Annotated in this window: 14 protein-coding genes; 4 read left to right on the top strand and 10 right to left on the bottom strand. The window is 54.8% G+C overall.

Going from position 1 to position 13562, the window contains the following annotated elements; genetic code table 11:
- The first annotated feature begins 69 nt into the window (after positions 1 to 69).
- From METLA_RS0108710 to METLA_RS0108725, 4 genes are all read left to right on the top strand, one after another.
- Positions 70 to 960: a dienelactone hydrolase family protein gene (locus METLA_RS0108710; protein WP_024298183.1), complete on the top strand. Its 891-nt coding sequence runs from the start codon at positions 70 to 72 to the stop codon at positions 958 to 960.
- 19 nt (positions 961 to 979) lie between these two features.
- Positions 980 to 1696, top strand: coding sequence for a cytochrome b/b6 domain-containing protein (locus METLA_RS0108715; protein WP_024298184.1), 717 nt, complete (start codon positions 980 to 982; stop codon positions 1694 to 1696).
- A 118-nt stretch (positions 1697 to 1814) separates the two neighbouring features.
- Positions 1815 to 2279 carry a cytochrome c gene (locus METLA_RS0108720; RefSeq protein WP_024298185.1) on the top strand — a complete coding sequence of 155 codons (465 nt, stop codon included), beginning with the start codon at positions 1815 to 1817 and terminating at the stop codon, positions 2277 to 2279.
- A 665-nt stretch (positions 2280 to 2944) separates the two neighbouring features.
- Positions 2945 to 3193, top strand: a complete 249-nt coding sequence (locus tag METLA_RS0108725; protein ID WP_024298186.1) for a ComEA family DNA-binding protein — start codon at positions 2945 to 2947, stop codon at positions 3191 to 3193.
- A 199-nt stretch (positions 3194 to 3392) separates the two neighbouring features.
- On the opposite strand, the gene galU is transcribed toward METLA_RS0108725, so the two are convergent.
- The 10 genes from galU to METLA_RS0108775 all read right to left on the bottom strand — a co-directional run bounded on the left by galU (position 3393) and on the right by METLA_RS0108775 (position 13561).
- Positions 3393 to 4274: a UTP--glucose-1-phosphate uridylyltransferase GalU gene (gene galU / locus METLA_RS0108730; protein ID WP_024298187.1), complete on the bottom strand. Its 882-nt coding sequence runs from the start codon at positions 4272 to 4274 to the stop codon at positions 3393 to 3395.
- Between the two features lie 343 nt (positions 4275 to 4617).
- Positions 4618 to 5910 carry an adenylosuccinate synthase gene (locus METLA_RS0108735; RefSeq protein ID WP_024298188.1) on the bottom strand — a complete coding sequence of 431 codons (1293 nt, stop codon included), beginning with the start codon at positions 5908 to 5910 and terminating at the stop codon, positions 4618 to 4620.
- A 10-nt stretch (positions 5911 to 5920) separates the two neighbouring features.
- On the bottom strand, positions 5921 to 7111 hold the full coding sequence (locus METLA_RS0108740; protein ID WP_024298189.1) for an ATP phosphoribosyltransferase regulatory subunit: 1191 nt from the start codon (positions 7109 to 7111) through the stop codon (positions 5921 to 5923).
- Between the two features lie 95 nt (positions 7112 to 7206).
- A complete protein-coding gene (hflC, locus tag METLA_RS0108745; RefSeq protein ID WP_024298190.1) occupies positions 7207 to 8067 on the bottom strand; it encodes a protease modulator HflC in 861 nt (286 codons plus the stop codon).
- On the bottom strand, positions 8067 to 9275 hold the full coding sequence (gene hflK / locus METLA_RS0108750) for an FtsH protease activity modulator HflK (protein WP_024298191.1): 1209 nt from the start codon (positions 9273 to 9275) through the stop codon (positions 8067 to 8069). The genes hflC and hflK overlap by 1 nt, the downstream gene beginning before the upstream one ends.
- Before the next feature lie 233 nt (positions 9276 to 9508).
- Positions 9509 to 10780 (bottom strand): ribosome rescue GTPase HflX, encoded by a 1272-nt coding sequence (gene hflX, locus METLA_RS0108755; protein WP_024298192.1) that lies wholly within the window; start codon positions 10778 to 10780, stop codon positions 9509 to 9511.
- Between the two features lie 111 nt (positions 10781 to 10891).
- Entirely contained in the window at positions 10892 to 11131 is a 240-nt protein-coding gene (hfq, locus tag METLA_RS0108760; RefSeq protein WP_024298193.1) for an RNA chaperone Hfq, read from the bottom strand.
- A gap of 248 nt (positions 11132 to 11379) precedes the next feature.
- Positions 11380 to 12153, bottom strand: a complete 774-nt coding sequence (locus METLA_RS0108765; RefSeq protein ID WP_024298194.1) for an alpha/beta fold hydrolase — start codon at positions 12151 to 12153, stop codon at positions 11380 to 11382.
- Positions 12154 to 12521: 368 nt separating this feature from the next.
- Positions 12522 to 12884, bottom strand: a complete 363-nt coding sequence (locus METLA_RS0108770; RefSeq protein WP_024298195.1) for a roadblock/LC7 domain-containing protein — start codon at positions 12882 to 12884, stop codon at positions 12522 to 12524.
- 32 nt (positions 12885 to 12916) lie between these two features.
- Positions 12917 to 13561 carry a hypothetical protein gene (locus METLA_RS0108775; protein ID WP_024298196.1) on the bottom strand — a complete coding sequence of 215 codons (645 nt, stop codon included), beginning with the start codon at positions 13559 to 13561 and terminating at the stop codon, positions 12917 to 12919.
- Position 13562 lies beyond the last annotated feature (1 nt).

A 13562-nucleotide genomic window follows, 5' to 3' on the forward strand; every position in this document is an offset into this window, starting at 1 on the left:
CGGGAAAGGGAGTTTTTCCCTTAACTTAATGACAGTGATCCGACTCATCTAATACCCAAGGAGATTTTCATGGCGCGCAAAACAGCCAACGACTTCCATCCGGAAGCGCTAAAACTATTCGACAAATACGTTCACGGCGACATCTCGCGCCGTGATTTTTTAGCTTCGGTTCCGAAGTACGCCCTCCTGGGTCTGAGCGCGGAAGCGCTGCTGGAAGCGTTGAACCCGCGCTTCGCCCACGCAGAGCAAGTGCCCGGAAACGATCCGCGCATCGTAACCCGCTTCGTCGAATACCCCTCCCCGCTCGGCAACGGCAAGATCCGCGGCTATCTGGCCCAGCCGGCCAAGGCCGAAGGTAAACTGCCGGTCGTGCTGGTGATCCACGAAAACCGGGGGCTGAATCCGCATATCGAAGACATCACCCGCCGGCTGGCGCTGGACAACTTCATCGCCTTTGCACCGGACGCGTTGTTTACGCTGGGCGGTTATCCCGGCGACGAGGACAAGGCGCGGGAACTGTTCAAAAACCTGGACAAGGCCAAGACCCAGGCCGATTTCCTGGCGGCGGCGCAGGAGCTGAAAAAACTGCCGGAAGGCAACGGCAAGGTCGGCGCGGTCGGTTTCTGCTACGGCGGCGGCATCGTCAACTACCTGGCCACCCAATTACCCGACCTGGCGGCCGGCGTGCCCTTCTACGGCGCGCAGCCTTCTGCGGAAGACACCGCCAAAATCAAGGCGCCTCTGTTGCTGCATTATGCCGGCACCGACGACCGCATCAATGCCGGCTGGCCGGCTTATGAAGCGGCCCTGAAGAAGGCCGGCGTGAACTACGAAGCCTTCATTTATCCGGGCGTGCAGCACGGCTTCAATAACGATACCACCCCGCGTTACGACGCGGCGGCCGCGAAGCTGGCCTGGAACAGAACTATCACTTTCTTCAACAAACATTTACGCGGCTAGTCCGGCACGGGAGGATGTCATGAAAATCGAAGCGCAAATCTGGGATTGGCCGTTAAGGCTGTTTCACTGGCTGCTGGTCGCGTCAGTCGTCGGCGCCTACGCCAGCGGCAAGGCCGGCGGCGAATGGACCGACTGGCACGGACGCTGCGGCAGCATGGTGCTCGGCCTCCTGGTGTTCCGTCTGCTCTGGGGTTTCGTCGGCAGCCGGCATGCCCGCTTCAGCGACTTCTTCCCTACCCTGCCGCGGCTGATCGCCTATCTGAGAGGTCGCTGGCAAGGTGCCGGCCATAATCCGCTCGGCGCGCTGGCGGTGATTGCGTTGCTCGGCACCCTGGCCGCCCTGGCCGGCACCGGCTTGTTCGCGAACGATGACATCGCTTTCGAAGGGCCGCTGTTCAGCCTGATCGACAAGGATTTCAGCGACAAACTGAGCGGCTGGCATATTAAGATCGTGAATGGGCTGGTGGTCCTGGTCGGCCTGCACATCACCGCGATCCTGTTTTATCAGCGGGTCAAAAAAACGAACCTGATCCTGCCGATGCTGACCGGCAAAAAGCAACTACCGCAGACCCTGGTTCCGGCAGCGCCCCAAACCGTCAGCGCCCTGCCGCTGATCCTGAGCCTGCTGATCGCGGCCTCGACCGTCTGGGGCGTTTGGGGCGGCAATGTCATCGACTACCTGGCGCCGCTGGCCGGCGTCCAAACCGCTACAGCCGATGCAAAAACAGCAAATTAACCCACAGCTGTAATCTCACCGCGCCCCAGGAATCACTCTTCGGGGCGCATCTTACTTAACACGCTTTGCAAAACAGTTTAACCCTCAAATTTTGAGTCCATCACAAGGAGTTATCTAGATGAAAATCAAACTGGCAATCGCCCTGGCGCTCGGCGCCGCCACTGCTGCGGCATGGGCTGGAGATGTCGAGGACCAGATCCGCTTCCGCCAATCCTCCTACTCTTTCCTGAGCTGGAATACCGCTAAAATCAAGGCTCAGGCCTCCGGCCATCCGGAAACCTACAACAAGGATGAAGTGATCGCCGCCGCCAATGCGATCGCCGGGGTCGCCAATTCGGGCGTCTTCGAGAAACTGTACGGCGCCGGCACCGATAAAGGCACCGGTTGGAAACCCAGCCGGCTGAAGCCGGAGTTTTTTGAAAAACAGGACGAAGCGAAGGAATTCAACGCCAACTTCATCAAGGAAGCCAACGAATTGCAAAAGGTCGCGGCTAGCGGCGATGTAGCTGCGATTAAAACCCAGTTCGGCAAACTCGGCGCCACCTGCAAAGGCTGCCACGACCTGATCCGTATCCGCGAATAATCTCTCCTCACTCACCTACCCGCCCCTTAAATTAAGCGCTTCCTCGCAAAACTTATCGTTCGCCGAGCGGAGCCGAAGCCAACAAATCGCTTCGACTGCGCTCGGCGAACGGCTTAACTTAAGGGCAGTGCCCTGCCGATGCCGGGCGGGTATCCTTCATCATCCTTCATCCGGCCTGGCTGTCCCGACTGGCCTTAGCAAGCCGGTCATGACAAGCATGAGCGGGCGTTGCTGGATGCCTCCGAAGTCGATCGGGTCGAACGATATTACCCGCAAAACCATTGTGCCTGTGGCGGCAAAGTCGCGATGGACGGCTACCGGCGGTATCAAGGTCTTCGACTTGCCGGAAGTGCGCTACCCAATCGTCGAGTACCGCTGTTATAGCAGTTGTTGCGCGCATTGCCGGACGACGTGCCGAGCGGGCAAATGGGATCCGGCTTGATCGCCTGGATCAGTTTGCTGATCAGTCAACTACACTGGTGTATCCTTCCCCTGCATTGCACCATGCGAATACAAGAAAAATGTGACGCAGTTTTGATTTTTCAGGCAACTCAGTTGAAAATCCAGCGTAAGTTTCTACACTTTTCCTTGAGTGGCAAACCGGTTGGCGATTTCCTACCCCGCCGCCATTCTCATTCAAACCTCAATAACTTAAAGGTGCTTTTATGAAAAAAATCTTGCTTCTGATGGCTGTATTTTCCTTCAATGCGATGGCGACTCCCGTCAACATCAATAAGGCAGATGCAAAGACCATTTCGGATTCGCTGACCAACATTGGCATTAAAAAAGCGGAAGCTATCGTCAAATATCGCACTGAAAAAGGGGCTTTTAAAACAGTCGAGGACTTGACCAATGTGGCCGGTATTGGCGAAAAGACGATCGAAAAAAACAAAAAGGATATTTTGCTGCAATAAGCTGAATCGCAGACCAATTGCAGATAAGGATATTGTCCTTGAGAAATCGGCGTTATCTGTCAACTCAACCGGTTTACAAGATAACGCCGATTTTTTTTCGAGAGGAATCGGCTTCGGTGCAGGCAAACGGAAACTCTACGCTGCTCCGGTGATCCCTTTATTGAGGGTGGGCGGAAAAATGCCGCCTACCCGGTATTTCCTACAAATTTCGCGAAAGGTCTTTTAAATACTTCAAAAAACCTTCTTTCAGTTCGGGATGCAAGAGTCCATATTCGACCGTCGCAACCAAAAAACCGAGCTTGGAGCCGCAGTCATAACGTTTGCCTTCGAATTCGTAAGCCAACACCGACTCGTCGGCCATCAGTGCGGCGATGCCGTCGGTCAGCTGAATCTCGCCACCGGCGCCGCGGCCGGTCGTTTCGAGTTTTTCGAAAATCTTCGGCGTCAGAATATAGCGGCCGACGACCGCCAAATTGGACGGCGCATCTTCGGGTTTCGGCTTCTCGACGATCAATTCGATCGGGCTGGAGGTGCCGGACGCCTCGCCGGTTTTGACGATGCCGTAGCTGCCGGTTTCTGAAGGATGCACGCGCTCGACGCCGAGGATCGAAGTCTGTTTTTCGTTAAACAGTTCGACCATCTGCGCCATGCAGCCGCGCGTACCGTCCTCGATCAGGTCGTCCGGCAGAATCACCGCAAACGGCTCGTTGCCGATCACCGGCTTCGCGCAATGCACCGCATGACCAAGCCCCAACGCTTCCGACTGGCGGATGAACACGCAGGACACATGCGGAGGCAGGATGCCTCTGAGCGTTTTCAGGATTTCGTTCTTGTTTCTGGCCTCGAGTTCTTTTTCCATCTCGTAGGCCTTGTCGAAGTGGTCCATGATCGCATTTTTGGTGCGTCCGGTCACGAAGACCATCGTGTCGATACCGGCCGCGATCGCTTCCTCGACCGCATACTGCACCAGCGGCTTGTCCACGATCGGCAGCATTTCTTTCGCGGTGCTCTTGGTCGCAGGCAGGAAACGCGTACCCAATCCGGCCACGGGGAATACGGCTTTGGTAATTTTTTTATTCATATAACTCCCGATATTAATAATGAAAGTATGTACAGGATACTGGCTTTCGGCGAATCAAGATGAGTCAACCCACTTTCGATTATACCCATCACGTATTCATTCTTTGCTTGGCAACGCGGCAAGATCAAAGTTACCCGGCTGACCGCCACCCAAAACAGGGATCATGATAAGCTGAGTTTCCTGAATCGGAACTTAATCGAAGTCATGGAAAAAAGGTGCACCCGATTATTGCAACAAACCGATCCAATCGCCCATTTTGTCGTGAACGGAAACGGAATGGCACGGAATATAAGCAAGCTTTGCGGGCCATTCCTTTCGGAACAGCGGAACGACCCGTAGCTCCTTAAGCGAACGGATGCTCCAGAATGATCGTTTCGTCGCGATCCGGGCCGGTGGAAAGGATCGTCACTTTTACGCCGACCAATTCTTCCAGGCGTTTGATATAGGCTTTGGCGTTTTCCGGCAATTTGGCGTAGTCGGTCACGCCGGCTGTGGTGTCGGACCAACCCGGCATTTCCTCGATCACCGCTTCGCATTGCTGGTATCGATCCGCGCCCAGCGGAGCCGTTTCGGTCGTGCTTCCGTTCAGACGATACGCCGTGCAAATGCCGACCTTATCCAGGCCGTCGAGTACGTCCAGCTTGGTCAGGCAGATGCCGCTGATGCTGTTCAGCCGGACCGATTTCCGCATCGCGACCGCGTCGAACCAGCCGGTGCGGCGTTTGCGTCCGGTCGTGGCGCCGAACTCATGGCCGACCGTGCCCAAATGTTCGCCATAGGCATCGTGCAGTTCGGTCGGAAACGGGCCATTGCCGACCCGTGTCGCGTAGGCCTTGGTGATGCCGAGCACATAATCCAGGTCGAGCGGGCCGACGCCGGAGCCGGTCGCGGCGCCACCGGCGGTCGTGCTGGACGAAGTCACATACGGGAAGGTGCCGTGATCGAGATCGAGCAACGCGCCCTGCGCGCCTTCGAACAACAGATTCTTGCCCTGGTCCTGATAACGGTACAAGGCTTCGCTGACATCGGTCAGCATCGGCTTGACCTGTTCGCCGAGCGCCAGCGCCTCCTCCAGGGTCTTTTCAAAATCGACCGTGTCGGCATGATAGTAATTGGCCAGCATGAAATTGTGATAATCGACCAACTCCTTCAGCTTGTCCGCGAAGTCCGCCGGATTCAACAGGTCCCCGGCGCGCAGGCCCCGGCGTCCGGCCTTGTCTTCATAGGCAGGACCGATGCCGCGTCCGGTCGTGCCGATCGCTTTCGCGCCGCGCGCTTTTTCGCGCGCCTGATCGATCGCGACATGCACCGGCAATATCAGGGTGCAGGATTCGCTGATCAATAAGCGGTTACGCACCGGGACGCCGGCTTTTTCGAGCAATTCGATTTCTTCGATCAGCGCGTTCAGCGACAGCACCACGCCGTTGCCGATCATGCATTGTACGTTGTCTCTGAGGATGCCCGAAGGAATCAGATGCAGGACGGTTTTTTCGCCGCGAATGACCAGCGTATGCCCTGCATTATGGCCGCCTTGAAAACGCACCACGGCTTCCGCTTGTTCGGTCAGCAGATCGACCAGCTTGCCTTTACCTTCATCGCCCCATTGCGTGCCGATGACTACGACATTTTTTCCCATTTTAATTCCACTAAGCTAAGTTTCTGACGAACCAGGTTCGATTGTCTTGTTCAAGGATCGCGGTACAACCCATCGCCGCGCCGTCGCCGGCCTGCCCCGGCAATTGTTGGATCACCGTATGTCCTGCGGTGCGCAAATCGCGGATTTTTTCGGCCAAGGCGGCATCGTCCTGACAGGGCGCGAAAATTTTGCTTTCCGGCGCCGCATTATCGCTTGCGCTGCTCAGCGCCGCCAATAATTTCAGGTCGGCGCTAAAACCGGTCGCCGGGCGAGCCCGCCCGAACACGCCGCCGATGTTGTCGTAACGGCCGCCGCGCGCAATCTCGCGGCCGACCTCTGGCGTAAAGGCGGCGAAAACGACGCCGGTATGATAATGATAGCCGCGCAATTCCGCCAGGTCGAAACTGACCGGCAAAGACGGGAACAGTTGCGTGAGTCTTGCGGCGATCGTTTCGAGATCGGCCAGCGCCTGTTTCAATTCAACGTCCGCCTTCAGAAAGACCTGGCGCGCCCGAGCGAGGATTTCAGTACCGCCGTTCAGCAGCGGCAAGGCCAGAAACATCGCTTTCAGATCCTCATCAAGCGCATAGCTGTCGATCAATTCCGCAAGTTCCGGTCTGGCCTTGCGCTGCAGCACATCGAATAGCTCGCTTTCCTGCGCCGAACTCAATCCGGCCTGGCGGGTCAAGGATCGATAAATACCGACATGTCCCAAGTCGAGATGCACGTTCAGCAATCCGGTCAGCGCTAGCATTTCGAGCATCATCCGGATCACTTCGATATCGCTGTCGATGCCGGCGTGGCCGTACAGTTCGGCGCCGATCTGCATCGGGCTGCGCGTTTTTTCCAAAGGGTCGCCGCGCGTATGCAGCACCGTGCCGTAATAGCACAAACGGGTTGGCCATGCGTGCTTCAGATGATGCGCGTCGATGCGCGCGACCTGCGGGGTCATGTCGGCTCTGACGCCGAGCATTTCTCCGCTGATCTGATCGGTCAGCTTGAAGGTTTGCAGGTCGAGATCGTGCCCTGAGCCGATCAATAACGAATCGAGAAAGTCGATGAACGGCGGAATCACCATCTCGTAACCCCAGCTGGCAAACATGTCGAGCAGCCGACGTCTCAGACTTTCCAAATGTTTGGCGTCAGCCGGCAGGATTTCTTCGATACCGTCAGGCAAGAGCCAGGAATCTTTTTGTTGCATGTTTTCTAAGTCCACTCAAACAAAACGCCCCGCACGGGCGAGGCGTTTGTCAATGTTATCGATGCCGTAGTCGCGGCCGTGTTCAACTCAAGCGCTTATTTCTGATGCTTGAAATAGCGGAAGAACTCGGAGTCCGCATCGAGCACCAGCGTCGAGGATTTGTTGAAGGTCTTTTTATACGCATTCAGGCTGCGGTAAAAATTGTAAAACTCGGGGTCGGCTCCGAATGCTTTCGCATAGATTTCGGACGATTTCGCGTCGCCTTCACCGCGCAATTTTTCGGCGTCTTTAAACGCATTCGCCTTGGTCACCACGCTCTGCCGGTCCGCATCGGCGCGAATCTTTTCGGCCGCTTCCGAACCTTGCGAGCGGAACTCGCGTGCTATCCGCTCACGCTCCGCTTCCATCCGACGGAACACCGAAGTGCTGACTTCCGGCGGCAAGTCGATGCGCATTACCTGGATGTCGATAATTTTCAACCCCAAGTTTTTGGCCGATGCCTGTGAGTTGCTGATCATAATATCGCGGATCGCTTTGCGATCGGTCGAAACCAATTGCTTAATATCGCGCCGGGCGAACTCGCCGCGGAACGCATCCTTGATGATCGGATCCAGCCGATTATTGGCCTGATAGACATCACCGGCAACGCGTTGATAAAAGCTGCTGACATCATCGACACGCCATTTGACGAAAAAATCGACAAACACGTTTTTCTTTTCGGCGGTCAAAAAGCCTTCCGGCTTCGAAACCATCGTCTGAATACGCCCATCGAATTTTTTAATGTCGTTGAACGGATACGGCCATTTGAAATGCAGCCCCGGCGTAAAATCGTATTCAACGATTTTACCAAACTTGAATTTGATCGCTTTTTCGGTTTCGTTGACCGAAAATACAAACATCGCGCCGATCAGCCACAGCGCGGCGATACCGATGATAATTTTATTGAATGTCGTCATTAGCGTCCCCTTACGTCGCGTCCACGGCTTGTTGGCCTTACCGTGATCGGTTCTTCCGCTTCCGCGGGTGAAGACTCGGCTTTCGCCGGCGGTGTTACGCTCTGGGTTTCGATTTCAGGTAACTTTTGCGCCATCTTATCCAACGGTAAATAGAGTATGTTATTGCCGCCTTTCGCATCGATTAACACCAAATTCGATTCTCCCAAAACCGACTCCATCGTGTCGATGTAGAGGCGTTTGCGGGTCACATCCGGCTGTTTCAGATATTCGCCGAGCATCCGGGAGAAACGGTTGGTTTCACCTTCGGCCTGGGCAATGACTCTTTCCTTGTAGCCTTCGGCTTCCTGCAACATTCTGGCCGCCGCGCCGCGCGCTTTCGGCACAATGTCGTTCGAATAAGCTTCCGATTCGTTAATCAGACGCTGTTTATCTTCGCGCGCCTTGATCACGTCCTGGAACGCCGCCTGCACCTGCTCAGGCGCTTGCACATCCTGCAGGTTTACACTGGTAATCTCGATACCGGACTCATAACGGTCCATCACTTCCTGAATTTCCTTTTTGACCTGCGCGACGACCTCGTTACGGCCTTCGGTCAACACGAAATCCATGTCCGAACTGCCGATCACACCGCGTTCGGCGCTTTCGGTGACCTGTTTCAGAGTCGTTGCCGGATCGACGACATTGAACAGAAATTTTTTCGCGCTGTTCGACAGATTGCTGACCTTATACTGCACGACCAGACGCACATCGACATAGTTCTCGTCGCGGGTCAGCATCAAGGCTTCTTTCGGCTCGGAACGGTCGCCAGCCTCGCCGACGTTGGAAAAACCGACCGCCAATGTGCGGTTTTGCTCGACATTCACGATATCGACGCGCTCGATCGGAATAGGCAAATGCCAGTTCAAACCCGGATTGGTTTCTTCGACGTATTTGCCGAAGCGAGTGACCACGCCGATATTGCCGGCATCGACCTTATAAGTGCCGCTGGCGACCCATATCGCTGCGACCGCGCCCACCGCGATCAAGCCGAGATTTTTTCCCTGGCCGCCTGTCGATTCCTGACCGTCGCCGCCGCCACTGCCGCCGAAAAGATTGCTCAACTTGTCCAGAGCCTTGCGTATGGCCTCATCAAGATCGGGCGGTCCCTTTTGCTCACCCCGACCGCTCCACGGGTCTTTATTGTCGCCTCCAGGTTCATTCCAGGACATATTTTTGCTCCATAGCAGGATGTTTATTTAAAATTAACGACTTATCAAGATAACAGATAAACGCCGAGGACAAAGCCCAGCCGAGGGTTTTCCGAGGTAACTGGGCAGGCCGGTTCCTTGCGGCCGCCGATATGAGGGGCATTTTAACGTAATTACAGAAAAAACACGAAAACTTCAAGGCACATGAACCCGTCAACAACCGTGCCGGCATCCCGCTTTTCAATTTGCGCGGCTCAGGGCGGCGATAGCACTTCCTTGCGTACCGCCTCCAGAAACCCCGAATACTTGGGGTCGATATCGATAATCAGGACAGACTGTCCATCGTCTTCTATCTGTTGATCAATGATCATCGCATAAGCATGGATTTTCGCCCGGACATCCCCTTGCTCCGGCCGTAAGTAACAACGCAGCCTAATTTTGTTGGCGGAAACAATCTCGGCCAATGCCTGGGACAATAAATCCGCGCCTTCGCCACCCATCGCGGACAGCCAAACCCGAACCGGCCTGCCCAATACATCGCGGTCGATCCGGGGACGGGCGCCGTCGAGCAAATCGATCTTATTGTAAACTTCAAGCTGGGGGATCTTATCGGCGCCGATTTCCTTCAAGACCTGATTGACCTCGCTTATCGTATCTTCGCGGTCTTCCGCGTGCGCATCGATCACATGCAGCAGCAAATCGGCTTCGCTGGCTTCCTGCAAGGTCGATTTGAACGCCGCGACCAGTTCGTGCGGCAAATGCCGAATGAAGCCGACCGTATCGGCCAGCACGATTTCCGAATTGTTCGGCAAACGACAGTTGCGCAAGGTCGGATCAAGCGTTGCGAATAATTGATCCGCCGCATAGATGTTCGCACCGGTCAGCCGGTTGAACAGGGTCGATTTGCCGGCGTTGGTATAGCCGACCAGCGATACGGTCGCAACCTCGGCCTTCTTGCGTTTGCCTCGGCTTTGATGGCGCTGCTTCTCGACTTTTGCGAGACGCGCCTGAATCTGTTTGATGCGATCGCCGATCAAGCGGCGGTCGGTTTCCAACTGGGTTTCACCCGGACCGCGCAGGCCGATGCCGCCTTTTTGCCGTTCCAAGTGTGTCCAGCCGCGCACCAGACGCGTCGAAAGATGTTTGAGTTGCGCCAATTCGACCTGCAGTTTACCTTCGAAGGTCTGGGCGCGCAGCGCGAAAATATCGAGAATCAGGCCGTTTCGATCGACGACGCGCACACCGAGCGCCGCTTCGAGATTGCGTTCCTGACTCGGCGTTAAGGGATGGTTGAACAATACGATGCCGGCTTCATGGTCGGCAATGGCCTGCTTGATCTCTTCGACCTTGCCGGTACCGGCAAAATATTTCGGATCGGGATTTCTGCGGCTACCCGTCACCACATGCACCGGCTCGGCGCCAGCCGATCTGGCCAGTTCCTTCAATTCCAGAAGATCTTCCTGTCCGGAATGCAGGGTCAGATGAACAAGAATGGCTCGTTCACCCGAATCGGGGCGATCAAACAATCAACAACTCCAGCGTCGGAAGGACCAACTGACGGCAAACAATGGGGCACGCAACAACGTTTCGTAAAGTTCGCGTGATCCGAAACGACTACACACCGAAGCGAACAAGGATTACTCGTCTTCGCTTTCGACTTCGGGAATCATTTTAACGGCTTTCCCGGGCACGATCGTCGAGATGGCATGCTTGTAGACCATTTGGCTGACCGTATTTTTCAGCATGATCACATATTGATCGAACGAATCGACCCTGCCCTGCAATTTGATCCCATTGACCAGGAAGATCGACACCGGCGTATGTTCTTTTCGTAACGTATTCAGAAAATTATCCTGTAGATTTTGGCCTTTTGACATCCGATTTCTCCTTATTATGTTTATTAGATGATATTTAAGATAACGGTAAATACAAATCAACACAATGGATAATTTAAGAACATATTTGTTCCTAATGATTTTTTCCAAGATGATGCGCCCGAATGGCGCCTGATGATTGAATGGCTTACATCATCTCTTGCTATTCTATCCTAAATTATCTGGTCATATTATGGCATTTTTACCGCTTGCGCCAGCACCGGGCCATCAGCCAGGCCACGGGCAACCCTTCATGCGCGTAAAAAATCCAGCACCGCCGCCAAAAAGCTTTCCGGCTGCTGGACATGCAGCCAATGCCCGGCGCCGGCCAGTGTCTTCAATTGAGCCTGCGGAAACAGCGGAAAAACGGCCTCCGCTTTCACAAAATTCGACTCCGCGCCGGCAATGAACAGGGCGGCATCCTGATAGGGCGGCCGGTTTCCGGCATCGGGAAAAGCCGTGATAGCCGGCGCCGAACGGCCGAAAATATCCAAGTCGACGCGCCAGCGATAATGACCGTCGTGCAGCACCAGGTTTTGCAATAAAAATTGCCGGTAACTCAGTTCGGGGATGGCCTCAGCAAGCCTTTCCTCCGCCTGTTTCCGGTTACTGAGCGCCGCCAACGGCAGTGCCTTCAATGCCGATAGGGTGTTTTCGAAGCTATGCGAGTAAGCCACCGGCGCAATATCGGCGATAATCAGTTTATCGATCATATCGGGCGCGTTCAACGCCAGCCACATCGCGACCTTGCCTCCCATGCTGTGACCCAGCAGGCTGGCACGGGTTAAGCCGCGCTGCCGCATAAACTGGCGCACATCTTCCGCCATGGCGGGATAGTCCATCAGCGGATGATGGGGCGATGCGCCATGATTACGCAGGTCGAGCAGAAACACGCGCCGCGAGGCGGCTAATTTTTCCGCGATGAATTTCCAGTTACGCGAGGACGCGAAAAAACCGTGCAGTATAATCAGCGGGGCGGCATCAGGCCGGCCCAATTCACTGTAAGCTAATTCGACGGCTGCCATCCAAACACCTTTAAGAAGCGGCAGCCAGAGAGCCCGACCGGCTCAGAATGTGAAACGACGCGCGGGTTAATCATGAAAGACAGCGGAAACTTAATGGGCTTTAGTAAACCAAAGAAATTATCCGCAAGCAAGCAAATCCTGTCGCGGTCCGCTAAATAGTCGAGGCAATCAACCCAAACCGGGAATTTTCGGCTGAGAGGGCAGAGCATGAAAAGCGAGTCCAGGTCCACGTCCCTGCGGCAAACCCTGGACTCACGCGAAGTAGAAAACTGCAATAAAAATCAATAGCCTTCGAGATAAGCGCCGTCATCACAAGACCGCATGGACGCACAAGCCGCAATTGATTTATTTAGCTGCCAGAGCTCCGGCTAGAGTAAAGCGGTGATGCTTTCCGCCGCACGTTTTACATCCAGGAAAATCAGACCCAATTTTGCATTTGGCTTAGCCAATACGGTCAATACCGCATCATCGCCGGCATAGGTCATCAAGACGTAACCCTTTTCGCCTTTGATCAAAACCTGTTCAAGAGTGCCTCTAGCTAACTCATGCGCGGTCCGGTCGCCTAGCGAGAGCATCGCGGCGCTCATCGCACCTACCCTGTCCTCATCCATTCCGGCCGGCAAAACCGACGCCATCATCAAGCCATCCGTTGAAATGATGCCCGACGCCTCAATATCCGCTGAAGTTCCATTCAAATCTGTCAAAACAGATGTAAGCATGTCTGCCCGCATTTTTCTTCCTCTTTAACGATAAAAATAAATTATTAAGATGCCTTGGCCGCGTAACGGATTGCCAAGGCCCAAACCAAACTCACAAATTCCGGCTGATTGAAATGAGGGACGCCGGAAATGACCAACACAAAACGATTTTTGCCGATGAACAGCGGCCAAAAACCCATTTGACTGTTGCCGAACACATCGACAATCGCCCAAGCCTGGCTTGCCTGCCCCAAATTATTCACCAATACCCCGGAGCGGCGCGCATGCACAGTGGCGATCTCGGCGCTCAATGCCGATAACTCCTCAGCCACCTCATGCGGAAACCCATGGCTGGCCAGATAAAATCCCTCCATATCGGCCAGCAGCACCTTACCGTTCTCGGTAATGGTGCTTAGCATATCCGGCAGAATCTTGTCGAGCTGGTCGGCCGGATAGGTCAATTCTTCGTTCAAGCCCTGCACCCAACCCAGCTTTTGGCAATGGTGCAGCAATTCCATGCATTTTTCCGCGTCATCGATACCGGTCAATAACTGAAGATTCTCGAGCGTCAGCGCTTTGGTTGTCGGCTGTAAAAGCATCTGACGGATAAACTGGCGCGGCTTGTCCATCTCGTTCGAAGCCACCGCATAGTAAGCGCCCGACGGCGTTGGGTACAAAAAAAGCCCTTCTGTTAAATGATAGCTGCTCATA

Source organism: Methylomicrobium lacus LW14, assembly GCF_000527095.1.
Classification (GTDB): domain Bacteria; phylum Pseudomonadota; class Gammaproteobacteria; order Methylococcales; family Methylomonadaceae; genus Methylomicrobium; species Methylomicrobium lacus.

What these genes read in the sequence shown, in the direction of transcription:
- METLA_RS0108710 (WP_024298183.1), top strand. Translation starts at nt 70, where the DNA reads ATGGCGCGCAAAACAGCCAACGACTTCCATCCGGAAGCGCTAAAACTA.
- METLA_RS0108715 (WP_024298184.1), top strand. Translation starts at nt 980, where the DNA reads ATGAAAATCGAAGCGCAAATCTGGGATTGGCCGTTAAGGCTGTTTCAC.
- METLA_RS0108720 (WP_024298185.1), top strand. Translation starts at nt 1,815, where the DNA reads ATGAAAATCAAACTGGCAATCGCCCTGGCGCTCGGCGCCGCCACTGCT.
- METLA_RS0108725 (WP_024298186.1), top strand. Translation starts at nt 2,945, where the DNA reads ATGAAAAAAATCTTGCTTCTGATGGCTGTATTTTCCTTCAATGCGATG.
- galU (WP_024298187.1), bottom strand. Translation starts at nt 4,274, where the DNA reads ATGAATAAAAAAATTACCAAAGCCGTATTCCCCGTGGCCGGATTGGGT.
- METLA_RS0108735 (WP_024298188.1), bottom strand. Translation starts at nt 5,910, where the DNA reads ATGGGAAAAAATGTCGTAGTCATCGGCACGCAATGGGGCGATGAAGGT.
- METLA_RS0108740 (WP_024298189.1), bottom strand. Translation starts at nt 7,111, where the DNA reads ATGCAACAAAAAGATTCCTGGCTCTTGCCTGACGGTATCGAAGAAATC.
- hflC (WP_024298190.1), bottom strand. Translation starts at nt 8,067, where the DNA reads ATGACGACATTCAATAAAATTATCATCGGTATCGCCGCGCTGTGGCTG.
- hflK (WP_024298191.1), bottom strand. Translation starts at nt 9,275, where the DNA reads ATGTCCTGGAATGAACCTGGAGGCGACAATAAAGACCCGTGGAGCGGT.
- hfq (WP_024298193.1), bottom strand. Translation starts at nt 11,131, where the DNA reads ATGTCAAAAGGCCAAAATCTACAGGATAATTTTCTGAATACGTTACGA.
- METLA_RS0108765 (WP_024298194.1), bottom strand. Translation starts at nt 12,153, where the DNA reads ATGGCAGCCGTCGAATTAGCTTACAGTGAATTGGGCCGGCCTGATGCC.
- METLA_RS0108770 (WP_024298195.1), bottom strand. Translation starts at nt 12,884, where the DNA reads ATGCGGGCAGACATGCTTACATCTGTTTTGACAGATTTGAATGGAACT.
- METLA_RS0108775 (WP_024298196.1), bottom strand. Translation starts at nt 13,561, where the DNA reads ATGAGCAGCTATCATTTAACAGAAGGGCTTTTTTTGTACCCAACGCCG.